This is a genomic window from Gordonia jacobaea, assembly GCF_001186365.1.
Classification (GTDB): Bacteria; Actinomycetota; Actinomycetes; order Mycobacteriales; family Mycobacteriaceae; genus Gordonia; species Gordonia jacobaea.
Map to the genome: position 1 here is coordinate 172690 of NZ_LDTZ01000014.1, position 14663 is coordinate 187352.

General features: G+C 65.7%; 14 protein-coding genes. 8 read left to right on the forward strand and 6 right to left on the reverse strand.

Annotation, left to right across the window (positions count from 1 at the left end; translation table 11 throughout):
• Window positions 1–4: 4 nt before the first annotated feature.
• Window positions 5–1315, forward strand: a complete 1311-nt coding sequence (locus tag ABW18_RS03815; protein ID WP_049697678.1) for a M18 family aminopeptidase — start codon at window positions 5–7, stop codon at window positions 1313–1315.
• 52 nt (window positions 1316–1367) lie between these two features.
• On the opposite strand, the gene ABW18_RS03820 is transcribed toward ABW18_RS03815, so the two are convergent.
• The 3 genes from ABW18_RS03820 to ABW18_RS03830 form a co-directional block, all read right to left on the reverse strand.
• Window positions 1368–2186 (reverse strand): lytic transglycosylase domain-containing protein, encoded by an 819-nt coding sequence (locus ABW18_RS03820; protein ID WP_049697679.1) that lies wholly within the window; start codon window positions 2184–2186, stop codon window positions 1368–1370.
• Window positions 2187–2405: 219 nt separating this feature from the next.
• Window positions 2406–3671, reverse strand: coding sequence for a PQQ-binding-like beta-propeller repeat protein (locus tag ABW18_RS03825; RefSeq protein ID WP_083444303.1), 1266 nt, complete (start codon window positions 3669–3671; stop codon window positions 2406–2408).
• Window positions 3672–3784: 113 nt separating this feature from the next.
• Window positions 3785–4654, reverse strand: coding sequence for an SDR family oxidoreductase (locus ABW18_RS03830; RefSeq protein WP_049697681.1), 870 nt, complete (start codon window positions 4652–4654; stop codon window positions 3785–3787).
• Window positions 4655–4767: 113 nt separating this feature from the next.
• Between ABW18_RS03830 and ABW18_RS03835 the strand changes: the two genes are divergently transcribed.
• Entirely contained in the window at window positions 4768–5187 is a 420-nt protein-coding gene (locus tag ABW18_RS03835; protein ID WP_049697682.1) for a winged helix-turn-helix transcriptional regulator, read from the forward strand.
• 73 nt (window positions 5188–5260) lie between these two features.
• Here ABW18_RS03835 and ABW18_RS03840 read toward each other — a convergent pair whose 3' ends face one another.
• From ABW18_RS03840 to ABW18_RS03850, 3 genes are all read right to left on the reverse strand, one after another.
• Window positions 5261–6589, reverse strand: a complete 1329-nt coding sequence (locus tag ABW18_RS03840; RefSeq protein WP_049697683.1) for a VOC family protein — start codon at window positions 6587–6589, stop codon at window positions 5261–5263.
• A 4-nt stretch (window positions 6590–6593) separates the two neighbouring features.
• Window positions 6594–7100, reverse strand: a complete 507-nt coding sequence (locus ABW18_RS03845; protein WP_049697684.1) for an RNA polymerase sigma factor — start codon at window positions 7098–7100, stop codon at window positions 6594–6596.
• Between the two features lie 114 nt (window positions 7101–7214).
• Window positions 7215–7775 (reverse strand): LppP/LprE family lipoprotein, encoded by a 561-nt coding sequence (locus ABW18_RS03850; RefSeq protein ID WP_049697685.1) that lies wholly within the window; start codon window positions 7773–7775, stop codon window positions 7215–7217.
• A gap of 244 nt (window positions 7776–8019) precedes the next feature.
• On the opposite strand from ABW18_RS03850, the gene ABW18_RS03855 reads away from it, so the two are divergent.
• The 6 genes from ABW18_RS03855 to ABW18_RS03880 all read left to right on the forward strand — a co-directional run bounded on the left by ABW18_RS03855 (window position 8020) and on the right by ABW18_RS03880 (window position 14601).
• A complete protein-coding gene (locus ABW18_RS03855; RefSeq protein WP_049697686.1) occupies window positions 8020–8802 on the forward strand; it encodes a VOC family protein in 783 nt (260 codons plus the stop codon).
• Window positions 8803–8840: 38 nt separating this feature from the next.
• Entirely contained in the window at window positions 8841–9404 is a 564-nt protein-coding gene (locus tag ABW18_RS03860; protein ID WP_049698035.1) for a dihydrofolate reductase family protein, read from the forward strand.
• A gap of 261 nt (window positions 9405–9665) precedes the next feature.
• Window positions 9666–12209 carry an ATP-dependent Clp protease ATP-binding subunit gene (locus tag ABW18_RS03865; protein ID WP_049697687.1) on the forward strand — a complete coding sequence of 848 codons (2544 nt, stop codon included), beginning with the start codon at window positions 9666–9668 and terminating at the stop codon, window positions 12207–12209.
• A gap of 161 nt (window positions 12210–12370) precedes the next feature.
• Window positions 12371–13009: a hypothetical protein gene (locus ABW18_RS03870; protein WP_152929997.1), complete on the forward strand. Its 639-nt coding sequence runs from the start codon at window positions 12371–12373 to the stop codon at window positions 13007–13009.
• 233 nt (window positions 13010–13242) lie between these two features.
• The gene (locus ABW18_RS03875) at window positions 13243–13617 is read left to right on the forward strand and encodes an EF-hand domain-containing protein (RefSeq protein ID WP_049698036.1); all 375 of its coding nucleotides are present in this window, start codon (window positions 13243–13245) and stop codon (window positions 13615–13617) included.
• A gap of 45 nt (window positions 13618–13662) precedes the next feature.
• Window positions 13663–14601 (forward strand): aldo/keto reductase, encoded by a 939-nt coding sequence (locus ABW18_RS03880; protein ID WP_049697689.1) that lies wholly within the window; start codon window positions 13663–13665, stop codon window positions 14599–14601.
• Window positions 14602–14663 lie beyond the last annotated feature (62 nt).

Here is a 14663-nt window from a genome sequence, read left to right on the forward strand (position 1 = left end):
CCCAATGCCCACCCCGTCGCTGGCAACGTCCGCCACAGCCGAGGGGCTCGGTGAGTTCATCGACGCCTCGCCGTCACCCTTCCACGTCTGCGCGACGGTCGCCGCCGAGCTCGAATCCGCAGGATTTCAACGCCTTTTCGAGGATCAGGACTGGTCGACGGAGGAGAGCGATGCCTTCGAGGGCTTCGTCGACGACGCGGGCCGTCGGTTCTATGTCATTCGTGGCGGGTCGATCATCGCGTGGGATCTCGGCGATGGCGACGGATTCCGGATCGTCGGTGGCCACACCGACAGCCCCAATCTGCGGCTCAAGCAGAACCCCGACCGTGAATCAGCCGGGCTGGCAACGGTTGCGCTCGAACCCTACGGCGGTGCGTGGCTCAACTCGTGGCTCGATCGCGATCTCGGGCTCTCGGGCCGCCTGGCTTATCGTGCGGACAGTGGCGTCAGCAGTGTGCTGGTCAACGTCACCGAGCCGGTACTTCGCGTGCCCCAGTTGGCGATTCACCTCTCCGAGGACCGCAAGGGCGTCACACTGAACCCCCAGCGACACGTCGACGCGATCTGGGGTGTCGACGCCGCGACCCCGATCCTGCAGTGGGTTGCCGAGTACGCGGGCATCGACGCCGACGCCCTGCTCGGGTGGGAGTTGATGACCCACGATGTCACGCCATCGAGGCTCATCGGACCCGAAGACGAATTGCTCAGCGCCCCAAGGCTCGACAACCAGGGCACCTGCTACGCGGGACTGCACGCGCTGCTCGACGGCGAGCCGACGATCCACACGAGAGTGCTCGCGCTGTTCGACCACGAAGAGGTGGGCAGCGGCTCGGAGCGGGGCGCGGCGTCGGACTTCCTGGCGACGACGTTGGAGCGAATCGTGTTGTCGCAGGGTGGTTCTCGCGACGATTATCTACGGTCCATGGCATCGAGCGTATGCGTCTCGGGCGACATGGCGCACGCCACTCACCCGAACTACCCGGACCGGCACGAGCCGACGCACCGGATCGCGATCAACGGCGGACCGGTTCTCAAGGTCAACCAGAACCTGCGGTACGCGTCGGATGCGTTGGGGGAGGCCATATTTGCGCTCGCCTGCGACACCGCCGGGGTGCCGATGCAGCGCTACATCCACCGCGCCGACCTGCCGTGCGGCTCGACGATCGGACCGATCACGGCGACGCGGACAGGGCTGCTCACCATCGACGTCGGTGCACCGCAGCTGGCCATGCACAGCGCACGTGAACTGATGGGCGCCGCCGACGTTCCGATGTATTCCGCTGCGCTGCAGGCGTTTCTGAGTTCACCGGCCTGATCCCGCCCGCCGGGGCCACCCCTCACGCCCCGGCGGACGGTCGGTGTGCGCGTCAGTAGCTGCGCGCGAAGCCCAGGACGTTGTTCACGTAGTCCATCGAGTTGTTGTACCGCAGAACGGCTGTGGCCTCGGAGGCCTGGTTGCGCAGGTCGAGGTGGCCGTCGCACAGGTACCGGGCTGTGGTCAGCGCACCGTCGAAGAGGTTTTGCGGGTCGATCTTGCCGTCGCCGTTGCCGTCGGCGCCGTACTTCTCCCACGTGGCGGGGATGAACTGCATCGGTCCGACGGCGCGGTCGTGGACGGAGTCGCCGTCGAGGCGTCCGCCGTCGGTGTCGGTGATGACCTGGTTGCCCGCGAGCGAACCGTCGAGCATCGGTCCGAAGATCGGATTCTTCAGCGTGCCGTCGGGTGTGGCGTCGCCCTCGTTGGCGTGGTGCGATTCCACCTTGCCGATTCCGGCGATGAGCGTCCACGGGATGCCGCAGTTCGGCTGATCGCGTGCCATCGTGTCGGCGGCCTTTCGGTACGCCTCGAACGCGACCTGCGGGACGGCGCCGTCGGTGACGCTGGCGGGAAGCGGTGGGGGAGGCGGGGGCGTCGCTGTCGCCTTCTGGGTCGCGACGACCGGCTGTGCGGGAGCGGGCGTCTTCTTTTGCGCCTCAGCGTCCTTCTGCGCGCTCGGAGTGGCGGCGGACTGTGTGGTGGACTGGCTCGGTGTGGGAGCGCCCAGGGTGCCATGGTCGGCGTTGGCGCCCGCGGCAACAGTCAGGGCTCCGACGACGGGGATCAACGCGGCCCCGATCAGCGGCGCCCGCGACTTGGTGAACGCATGCGGCAGAATTGCTCGCCGCTGCTTCGAATGCTTACCCAAAACTGAACCTCACACGTACGTCGGTGGATGTACCGAAAGAGACCGTACATGCGGACGTGTCCTTACCGTTATCGCAGCGTTATCGAAAACTGAGTGATCGCTGAACGTCGACGTGCGACATCGCTGGTCGTTACGGGGATGTTTCGTCGAGTGTGACGTCTGGCACACAGGGGCTTTAGGCCCTTGCTGATGCAAGGATTTCGGCCCTTCGTAAAACCCCTAGTTGGGTCGCAACACCGACAGCGAGGTGCCCTCGGTGAGCACGATGTAGCCGTCGACGTCCGTCGCCCGCCCGAGGATCGGACGGGTCCAAGCGACCTTGCCCGCAGGGACGTCGAACGCTGTCAGTTGGCCGCTGCTGCCGAACACCAGGTGATCGCCGGACGAGCCGACACAGCTCAACAGGTCGAGGTTGGTGTCGGGGTCGTCGATGCTCGGCACCGGCAGGGTTCCCGCGCGCTCGCCGTCGTCGAGTTGGTAGACGACTCGTGAGCGGTCCATCTGCGCGAAGGCGACCATCGATCCACACGGTCGGGTGTTGGATTTCGAGAGGTTCGGATCGGTGATCTGCCAGAGCGCGCCCCCGCGGGCCGGGTCGCGCACCTGGTAGAAACCCTGCGTCGCCTGCATGGACGCGTCGCCGACCGTCGTGAGCACCGGAAGGGTCGACGGTCCGTCGACCACCTCGGCTTCGGCGGACTCCGACGTCGGGTGTCGGGTGGGGGTGCCGCCGACCACGGCATAGGTGTCGACGGACTCCTGATCCCCGTCGCGTCGAACAACGGCGAGGCCCGAGGAGTACGTCAGGATGTCGCACTGGCGGCAGCGCAGAGTGTCCTTGCCCCGCGAATCGACGACGAATCGGCTGCCGTCGGCCGTCGAGATGATGAGCATGTCGTGGTCGAACGTCGCCTGCGCAGCGGACGCGAAGGTACGACCCCAGACGCGCTTGCCCCCCGCGGTGCGCATCGAGACCTCGTAACCGGCCTGATCGATGCGCACGAAGTTCGCGCCGACTCCGACCACCCGGGCGGTGTCGTCGAGGGCCGACTTCGAACCGACGCTGCCCGAGTCGTCGACGATATAGAAGCCGTCCGGCTGATCGCCGAGCTTGATGGCACACCCGACGTTCCCCGCGGCGTCGAACGCACACGAACCGAGCCCTGCGACGACGGGCTGCGACCACAGTGCGCGTCCACTGTGGCGATCGACGAGTTGGTAGGCGCGTCCGATGCCGCGCGGATACGAGAGCAGCCAGTGATCGCCGCGGGCGTCGGCGACCTCGATGTTGCCGGTCTGGTTGTAGCCGGGCAGTGTCTCCGCCGATGCGGTCCACGCGACCTCTGGCTGCTGTGTGTAGCCGCGGAGCTGGGCGTTCTCGTATGTCCGTGCCACCGTGGGTGTTCCGATGGCTAGCACTATCCCGACGGTCGCGACGAGCAGTGCGATCAACACCAGGGTGACTGTGCCGATGCCAAACGGCATGCGTTGTGCAACGCGCCTCACAGCGGAGCGGGCAGACATGGCCAACAGTCAATCACGGACGCGTTCTGCGCCGAGCGGCCGACCGGCCCCGCGTGAGGTCACGCTCTCCCGAGTCAGGCGCCGGTCGCAGAAAGCGCGCCGCTGATCACGTCGGCGAGCGGCGTCGAGGGATGGCCTGCAAGGGTCTCGAGGTCGGTGGAATCGGAGTCGAGTTCACCGCGCGCGATGCCCGCATCCGAGTCGGCCAGGACCTTCGCGAAAGCCTCGGGGACGCCATTGCTGGTCAGCGCCGCTGCAAAGTCTGCTTCGGGGAGATCCTGGTAGTGCACGTGACGGCCGCTCACCTTCGCGAGCGTGGCAGCGATGTCGCTGAGCGTCAGATGCTCCGAACCCGCGAGCTCGTAGATCTCGCCGCCCTTGGCGTTGATCAGGGCCGACGCCGCTGCGTCTGCATAGTCCGAACGCGACGCGCCCGCCACCTTGCCGTCGCCAGCGCTGCCGTAGAGGTTTCCCGAGTCGATCGCGGCCGACGCGCCCGCCAGATAGTTCTCCCAGTACCAACCGTTGCGAAGGAGCACGGTGGGGATTCCGCTCTCGGTGAGCAGTTGCTCGGTGGCCTGATGCTCCTCCGCGAGCGCCAAGGTGCTGGTGTCGGCGCGCAGGATGGAGGTGTAGGCGATCAGCGTGATCCCGGCTTCCTTGGCTGCGTCGATCACGTTGCGGTGCTGCGGGATTCGACGGCCCACCTCGCTGCCGGACACCAGCAGCAGGCGGTCGACGCCCGCCAGTGCCGCGCGAAGTGTCTCGGGCGATTCATAGTCGGCGACGCGGACGTTCACTCCCACGTTCGACAGCGTGCTCGCCTTCTTCTCGTCGCGCACGATCGCCACGATGTCGGCGACGTCGACGCCTGCGGCGCGCAGGCTGCCGGCGGCGAGTCCGCCGAGCTGCCCCGTTGCTCCGGTGATTGCATAGGTGGTCATGTGATCTCCTGGTGTTCTGGTGGATCAAGCTGTCCATCTCATCGTGCACTTACTTTTCGTATAGTGCAACAGTTTCTGGAAGCGCTGGCTGTAATGTGCAGTACACTGAGGCCATGACCAGGGCAGAAGACCGCTCGGCGCGTGACTCCGACATCGATCCGGCACTAGAAGATCCGGCGCTCGAAGCCGACGTGTTCGCGCGGGATTGCGGATCGCGCGAAGTGCTGCAGGATGTGACGAGTCGCTGGGGCCTGCTCGCGCTCGGAGCTCTGTACGACGGTGACCTGCGGTTCAGTGCCCTGCGGCGTCGGGTACAGGGTGTCAGCGAGCGAATGCTGTCGGTGACGCTGCAGACGCTGGAGCGCGACGGATTCGTCAACCGCACTGTGCTGCAATCGATTCCCCCAAAGGTGGAGTACTCCCTGACCGATCTGGGTCGCGAGGTGGCTCAGCGCCTGATGGCTGTCATCGAACTGGTCGAGGGGCACCTACCGGACGTCGAGCAGGCGCGCGAGCGCTACGACAGCCGCTGACGGCAAAGTTGCGTGGGACATACGGAGGCATTTTTGTACCCGCACGTCCCACACAACTTTTCGGTTCGTCGCCTCAGAACAGCTGCCCGAGGTAGAACTGCGCTCCCTGGTCGTCGGCGCACAGTGCCACGATCCCGTACGCCGCGCGCTCGGGTTCGGAGATCACCGAGCCTCCCGCTGCGCGGACCCGCTCGACGGCGGCGTCGACGTCGACGACGTTCCACATGGGCACCGCAACGTCGGAATCCGCTCCGCCCGCGATGCCGATCTGCGGGTGTGCGTCGTCGACCTCCCAGCCGTCGGCGATGCGTCCGGGCGTGAACGTCCAGCCGAGCGTGGTCCCGTAGAACTCGCGCAACCGTGCGCTGTCGCGGGTGTGCACCGTCAGATACGACAGCTCTCCGACGCCGCGCGGATGCTGAGCCGCGCGCGGTTCGTCGGGAGCTGCGACGTACACCGCGAATTCGACGCCCTGATCGTCGACGCAGTCGAGGCCGTGCCGGTCGTCGCGTGTCGTCCCGCCGGCCGCTTCGATTCGACGCCGCGCGGCGTCGAGGTCGTCGACCGCGTAGGCGCAGAAGATCGTCTGCGGCCCAGACGTTTCCACCACGGCGGTGGGGTGACTCGCGGTGGTCACCATGCGCAGCTCGTCGTCGAACTTCCAACCGAGGACCGCGCCGTAGAAGGCGCGGGCGCGGGCGGCGTCGTGGGTGTTGACCGAGATGAAACCGATGTCGCCCTGAAGGATTCGCGCGGCGGGCGGCTCGCTCATCGACGCCCGCGCCGCGAGCGTCGGACCGGTCAGCATCCATCGGTGCCCGTAGGGGTCGATGATGGTCGCGGTGCGAGAACCATACGCCTCGTAGGGTTCTCGGGTCACCGCGGCTCCGCCTGCCGTGGCGCGACGCAGAGCCTCGTCGGTGTCGTCGACGGCGAGCATGAGGCTGACCGATACCGCTCCGGGCTGCGGTGCCCGCAACCCCATGTCGGGGAACTCTTCGGCCAGGTAGATCGCCCCGCCCCCGACCTCGAGCTCGGCATGTCCGATCGTGTTGTCGTCCATGAGGATCGGCTCACCACGAACGGTGGCGCCGAGCCGATCGACGTACCAGTCGAGCGCCGAGCGTGCGTCGTGCACGGTGAGATAGGGCAGCGCGCCCGGACGTTCGACGAGCTCCTGCGGTGCGCTCGTGTCGATGTCGGTTGCGGTCAATTCGTGTTCGAGTTGGACGGTGTTCATGTCGACTCCTTCGGGAAGTGACACTCCACGCTCGAGTCGCCTGCGTAGTGCTTCGGCGAAATCGTGTGCGGGAGCGAGGGGTTCGTTCCAGCCCGGCGTCGTGGCGGAGCTCAGAACGCTGAGCGGGTCGTGCGATGTCGGCGTCGCGTCGTCGGCGTTCATGCGATCACCCCTTCGCGGACTGGTTGAGCGGATAGGCCTCGCGGAATGCTCGCTTGGCCCTGGTGAGCAGTGCCTCGGTGGCGCCGACCGTACGGCCGAGGATGTGCGCGCAGTCGGCGACCGGCAGGTCGTCGACGTAGCGCAACGTCAACACGGCGCGGTTGATCGGTGAGAGTTGCGCCAGTGTCGCGTGCGCGACCATGCGGTCGAGGTGGGCATCCCACCCGTCGTCGGGGTGTTCGGGTAGTTCGTCGACGGGTTCGGGTGTGCGCTGCGCCCGCCGCCAGTGGTCGGCGAGCTTGTGCCGGGCGACGCCGATCAACCAGCCGACATTCGGCGAGGCGGTCCGGTCGCGGCGCATCGTGTCCATCGCGGCCAGGAATGTCTCGGAGGTCACGTCCTCGGCGATCCGCCGATCCGAGCAGCGTCGAAAAACGTACCCGTAGACAGCGGGTAGCGCCTCGTCGTAGACCTCGAGAATGGCCTCGGGGCCGGTGTGTTCGCCGCTCACACCACCATCATCGTTTGCCGCCACCGAAACCCGACGGCCGTTGGGAGAACTTTTTGCCACAGCACACCGCCCCGCAGCGTCAACGTAGCGGGGCGGTGGTCGGGCCAGGTGGGATCAGGGGCGCGGTGGGAAGTGTCCGACGCGGATGATGTGGGTGCCGACGGTGTACGCCGTGACGAACGTCGGTCCGCCGCTGGCGCAGCACAACGGGTCCGACGGCTTGAGCCAGCGGTACCGGACCGTCACCGAGTTCTTGGTGTACTTCGCTACCCAGGTGTAGCCGTACGGCCTCGGATCGACGGTTCCGATGAATCGACCGTGCTTGAACAACAGGACGCGTGACTGATATGTCGCATCGCCGATTCCGTTGCCGTTGACCAACATCCAGTCGAGGTTGCACCCATTCCTCAACGGATTGTTGCTCGCTCGGTACGGCGACCAACCGCCACCGTTGGCGTCACGCCCGATCTTCGAGAGTGACGACTTCGCCAGCGGGGAATTGATGTCGAAACAGAGTCCGTGGCCGCTGCCGTACGGCGGTGCGGCCGAGGCGGCGCCCGAGCCGAGCGTGGTTGCCCCCAGCGTTCCCGCGACCAGGCCCGCGAGGGTCAGTGTGAGGACGATGAGACGTCGCGTTCGGAGGGAGAGCCGGGTTCGAGTGGCGAATGAGTGCATGAGGGGTGCCTTCCGCTCGGGGAACCAGTGGACGCTGGCCGCCGGCCGTGCGATCGGCCCGCTGTTGAGGTGATCGGTCGGCGGGCAGGGCAGTCGTTAGCAGGAGTCATTCATCGATGGGACGCCGTCTCGGCCGGGTCGCGCCCGGGGATCCGAGTTGCGTGGGATCCACGGGGGCATTTTTGTACCCCGCTGTCCCACGCAACTTCGATGAGTTTTCGGCTGCGGGCCGGTCAACACCTGCATGGCAACCGCAACCATTTCCTCCATGCTCCTGTCCACCGACGATCCGCAGCAGCTCGCGCGCTGGTACGCGACCGCATTCGAAGCCGAACCGATGTCGGCACCGGGCGGTCCTGACGGACCGGGCTACACAATCATCGAGCTCGACGGCTTCTACCTGATGTTCGACAAGCGCGACGACGTCTCGGGGCGCAACCCGCAGGGAGCGCGCACGCTGCTCAACGTCGAGGTCGACGATGCTGCGGCGACGGCCGCGCGCCTCGACGCCCTCGGGGCCACCTGGATCAGCCCGCTCGAAGACCGCGACGGCAACCAGTTCGCGACGGTCGAGGACCCCGACGGCAACTGGCTGCAACTCGTCTCATTGTCCGACGAGCACGAGGCGCAAATGAGTTCCCCGACATCGCCCTACTCCGGCTTCGCGGTTCGCGATACCGCCACGACCGAGCAGTTCTATCGCGACGTACTCGGCATGCGAGTCTTGCGATTCCCCATGGGAGACAACGACATTCTGGGTATCCGCATCAACCGCGGTACCACCGTCCTTGCCTACCCGAAGCCCGATCACCAACCCGCGACCTTCACCGTGCTCAACATTCCGGTGCCCGACCTCGCCAAGAGCATCGACGACCTGGCCGCGCGCGGCGTCGAATTCCTGCGCTACGACGGCTTCGAGCACGACGAGCGCGGCATCGTGCACGGCAACGGTGTCGGACCCGACATCGCCTGGTTCACCGATCCCTCGGGAAACGTGATTGCACTTGCGCAACGAGGTGAGCAATGAGCGCGAGCGCGGCATCGGCGGATCAGTATCCTTCGCCCATGCGGCCACTGCGATACTCCATCAACATCACGATCGACGGCTGTGTCGACCACACGGCCGTCAACCCGACCGAGGCGATGCATCGGCATTCGGCACAGCTACTCGCCGACGCCGACGCGCTGGTCTTCGGTCGGGTGATCTACGAAATGATGGAAGCAGGTTGGCGCGAGGTCGCCAGGAACGACGAGATCACCGACGGCAGGCCCGAGTGGATGGTGCCCTTCGCCCACGTCATCGACCGTGCGAAGAAGTACGTCGTCTCCGACTCGCTTACCAGCGTCGACTGGAATGCCGAACTGATCCGTCGCGACGACCTCGAGTCGACGGTCCGCGAACTCAAGGCCCAACCGGGCAACGGGCTGGCCACCGGGGGCGTCACGCTGCCGCTCGCGCTTGCCGAACTCGACCTCATCGACTCCTACGAGTTCATCGTCCATCCGCGCATCGTCGGCCACGGCCCACGGATCTTCGAAGGGATCTCGCAGCACGTCGACCTGCGTCTCGTCGAGCGCTCTGAGCTCGACACCGACATCGTCGTGCTCCGTTACGAGCCGGTCCGGTAGTACACAGAGCCTCGTTCGCTCTCGGCGTAGCCCACGTCACCATTTGCCGGAACATGCCCGTGTCCTGCGGAGTTGTAGCTGTCAGATCCCCGCCGACACCTGTTTTCGTTGCGACCTGTGCAGACGTTAAGTGCAGGTGCACTCCAGTTGACCACTACAGTGGAAGCCAGGCTGGTCGTCGTATATCCGACACCACCGCAGTTGTCGCCAAGAGGCTTGAAGACATCGACGGCCGGGGCGCTAGCAATGTGAGGGAGAACAATGTTCGAACGGTTCACCGACCGCGCACGCCGGGTTGTGGTTCTGGCCCAAGAAGAGGCGCGGATGCTCAACCACAACTACATCGGCACCGAGCACATCCTCCTGGGTCTGATCCACGAGGGTGAGGGCGTTGCCGCCAAGGCACTGGAGTCTCTGGGGATCTCCCTCGAGGGCGTCCGCAGCCAGGTCGAGGAGATCATCGGCCAGGGTCAGCAGGCGCCGTCGGGGCACATCCCGTTCACGCCGCGTGCCAAGAAGGTCCTCGAGTTGTCGCTGCGTGAAGCGCTGCAGCTCGGCCACAACTACATCGGTACAGAGCACATCCTGCTCGGCCTCATCCGCGAGGGCGAGGGCGTTGCCGCGCAGGTTCTGGTCAAGCTCGGCGCCGACCTCAACCGGGTCCGCCAGCAGGTCATCCAGCTCCTGTCCGGCTACCAGGGCAAGGAGCCGCAGGAGGCGGGCACCGGCGGTCGTTCCAGCGAGGCAGGCACGCCGTCGACCTCGCTCGTCCTCGACCAGTTCGGCAGAAACCTGACCGCGGCCGCCGCCGAGGGCAAACTCGACCCCGTCATCGGGCGCGAGAAAGAGATCGAGCGGGTCATGCAGGTCTTGAGCCGCCGCACCAAGAACAACCCTGTTCTGATCGGCGAGCCCGGCGTCGGCAAGACCGCCGTCGTCGAGGGACTGGCGCAGGCCATCGTCAACGGCCAGGTGCCCGAGACGCTCAAGGACAAGCAGCTCTACACGCTCGACCTCGGTTCGCTGGTCGCAGGCAGCCGTTACCGCGGCGACTTCGAGGAACGCCTCAAGAAGGTCCTCAAGGAGATCAACACCCGCGGCGACATCATCCTGTTCATCGACGAGCTGCACACGCTCGTCGGTGCCGGTGCCGCAGAGGGCGCAATCGACGCGGCGAGCATCCTCAAGCCGAAGCTGGCCCGCGGCGAGCTGCAGACCATCGGTGCCACCACGCTCGACGAGTACCGCAAGTACATCGAGAAGGACGCAGCACTCGAGCGTCGCTTCCAGCCGGTGCAGGTCGGCGAGCCGTCGGTGGAGCACACCATCGAGATCCTCAAGGGTCTGCGCGACCGCTACGAGACGCACCACCGCGTGTCCATCACCGACGGAGCTCTCGTCGCAGCGGCAACCCTTGCCGATCGGTACATCAACGACCGCTTCCTGCCCGACAAGGCGATCGACCTCATCGACGAGGCCGGCGCGCGCATGCGCATCCGCCGGATGACCGCACCGCCAGACCTGCGCGAGTTCGACGAGCGCATCGCCGACGCGCGCAAGGAGAAGGAAAGCGCGATCGACGCGCAGGACTTCGAGAAGGCCGCAAGCCTGCGCGACAAGGAGAAGCAACTCGTCAACGAGCGCGCCGAGCGTGAAAAGCAGTGGCGCAGTGGCGATATGGACGTCGTGGCCGAGGTCGACGACGAGCAGATCGCCGAGGTCCTCGGTAACTGGACCGGCATTCCGGTGTTCAAGCTCACCGAGGAGGAGACCACCCGTCTGCTCCGCATGGAGGACGAGCTGCACAAGCGGATCATCGGCCAGGAAGACGCGGTCAAGGCCGTGTCGAAGGCGATCCGTCGTACCCGCGCAGGGCTGAAAGACCCGAAGCGCCCGTCGGGCTCGTTCATCTTCGCCGGCCCGTCCGGTGTCGGTAAGACCGAGCTCTCCAAGGCGCTCGCCAACTTCCTGTTCGGCGAGGACGACGCGCTCATCCAGATCGACATGGGCGAGTTCCACGACCGCTTCACCGCGTCGCGTCTGTTCGGTGCGCCTCCCGGATACGTCGGCTACGAAGAGGGCGGCCAGCTCACCGAGAAGGTGCGCCGCAAGCCGTTCTCGGTCGTCCTGTTCGACGAGATCGAGAAAGCGCACTCGGAGATCTACAACACCCTGTTGCAGGTCCTCGAGGACGGACGTCTCACAGACGGCCAGGGCCGTACCGTCGACTTCAAGAACACGGTGCTGATCTTCACCTCGAACCTCGGTACCTCCGACATCTCGAAGGCAGTCGGCCTCGGATTCTCGAAGACCGGCTCCGACGGCTCGCAGTACGAGCGGATGAAGCAGAAGGTCAACGACGAGCTCAAGAAGCACTTCCGGCCGGAGTTCCTCAACCGCATCGACGACATCGTCGTGTTCCACCAGCTCACCCAGGACGAGATCATCCAGATGGTCGACCTGATGCTGGCACGCGTCGAGACCGCGCTGCGCAACAAGGACATGGCCATCGAGGTCACGGACAAGGCCAAGTCGCTGTTGGCCAAGCGTGGTTTCGATCCGGTTCTCGGTGCGCGCCCGCTGCGTCGCACCATCCAGCGTGAGATCGAGGATCAGCTTTCGGAGAAGATCCTGTTCGGCGAGGTCGAGCCGGGGCAGATCGTGCTGATCGACGTCGAGAACTGGGACGGCGAAGGCGAAGGCGAGGACGCGAAGTTCACCTTCGTCGGTTCGGAGAAGCCGCGCGAGCTGCCCGACGCTCCGGTGGAGCTGAGCAAGGCAGGCGAGGGCAAGAGCGACGCCTGAGTCAGTCGAAAGACCGACAAGTCAATAGATCGACAAGTGCAGGGGTGCAACAGTAAAAGCTGTTGCGCCCCTGCGCTGTATCTTCTCGGGTAGTTGCCGCAGCGTCCGCCAGAAGGACAGCGTCTGCCCGAAAGGGCAGTGCGTGCCGAAAGGACATCGGGATGTTTCGACGTGGGCCCAATGCGCCGACCGCGTTGTATGAGGTCGGCGCGCAACTCGGATGGGCCACGGCCACGTCGGTGGACCTCTCGGCCATCCAGCCGCCGACCTACGCCGGCGTCGATGTCCACGACCTCCGGCGACGTGGCGCCCGATGGCAGGCATGGGCGATCGAGGGCCCCGGCGGTGTGCTGGCCTCACACCTCGAGGTGTTCAACGACGAGTACGACCAGCCGGTGTACGACGTCGCTGGTCGCGCGGCGCCCGATCACACGCGGGTTGCGTTGCCGCATGTCGAGATCGGATGGCGGTTGGTGCCGTACGGCCATCACCGACTCGCGGGCCGGTTCGGGTCGCGGGGGTCGCGCAAGGTGTCGTCGAAGGGCACAGGCATGGCGGTGCGAGTGTCACGCGATTGCGACGAGGCCGCCGTCGATTCGTTGCTCGCCGACCCACGATGGACCGACATCGGCCGTCGCGCACAAGCGATTTCGCGAACCGGACTGGCGGTGGAGATCGTCGGCGGCCGCGCGGTGGTGTTCACCACGACGGCCACAGCGCCACGCGGCACCGAGCGATGGCGTGAGCTGATCGCCGCCGAGGAGGTGCTGCACACCATTCTCGACGAGCACCGCAGATGACCGATCGGCTGACGAAGGTAGGCGCCGGCCAGCGTCGCGATCCGATAGAAAATTCAGCAGCGAAGAGCCTGGTACCGCCCGTGGTGCCGGGCTCTTCGCATGTCTAAGGTGAGGCGTCGGAAAAAGATTCCGGCACGGGGGAACATGTCAGTGCTTTGGCCGCATCCAATGTAATGACAACGCAGAAAGCGTTGACGACCACCGGAGATCCACTCCTCGAAAGGACCATGATCATGGCGACTGCAAGCTACGACACCAACGGCGACGGCTACGTGGATGTTCAGCTCAAGGACACCAACGGTGACGGTTACGCCGACGTGAAACTCCAGGACACCAATGGCGACGGCTACGCCGACGTTCGGTACACCGATACCAACGGTGACGGACGAGTCGATGTCCGTGAGAGCGACACCAATGGCGACGGCTACATCGACACGCAGTACGCCGACACCAACCGCGACGGCTATGTCGATACCGCGAACTACGACACCAACGGTGACGGCTACGTCGACACCGCGAACTACGACACCAATGGCGACGGCTACGTCGACACCGCGAACTACGACACCAACGGTGACGGCTACGTCGACACCAGCTACGGCGTCTAGCGCGCGTGTGCAGCGGCTGACTCAGTGGCGCCTACCATCGGCGTGATGAAACGAATCGCGCTCGGCGCCACTGATGTCACCGTGCCCAATGTCGTCCTGGGGATGATGCGTATCCAGGACCGCTCCGACGACGAGATCCGCGAGCTCGTCGGGGTGGCCCGCGACGCGGGCATCGACTTCTTCGACCACGCCGACATCTACGGCACAGCACCTGCGCACGGATGCGAACAACGGTTCGCGCAGGCCCTGCGGTTCTCGTCGTCGGAGCGTGAGCAGATCACGATCCAGTCGAAGGCGGGCATCGTCAAAGATGGTCCCTACTACGACTTCTCGTACGACCACATCGTCGAGGCCGTCGACGGATCGCTGCGGGCACTCGACACCGACCACCTCGATATCCTGCTCCTGCATCGACCCGACGCCCTGGTCGAGCCCGACGAGGTGGCACGCGCCTTCGACGACCTGGCACAGGCGGGCAAGGTGCGCCACTTCGGGGTGTCCAATCACACGCCACGGCAGATCAAACTGCTGAAAAGGTCTGTGACACAACCGATCGTCGCCAATCAGCTGCAACTGTCGATCACCCACGCGCCGATCATCGCGCAAGGTGTTGCAGCGAATATGGCGGGCGAGGGGCAGGCGCAGACCCTCGACGGCGGGGGCGTGCTCGACTACTGCCGCCTCAATGACATCACCGTCCAGGCGTGGTCGCCGTTCCAGGCCACATTCTTCGACGGCGTCTTCCTCGGATCCGACCGCTACCCGGAACTGAACACCGTGATCGACAGGCTCGCAGCGAAATACGACGTCGCACCGATCGCGATCGCCACGGCGTGGATCACGCGACATCCTGCCCAGATGCAGGTGGTTCTCGGCACCACCACCCCCGCACGCGTCGCCGCCGCGTCGAAAGGTTCCGACATTCCGCTCACCCGTCCGGAGTGGTACGAACTGTTCCGCGCCGCCGGGCATCGCGTCCCGTAGGTCAGGCGACTGGCACCCGAATACTAGGATGTGCAAGTATTTGGGGGGGAAGGTAGGCGCGC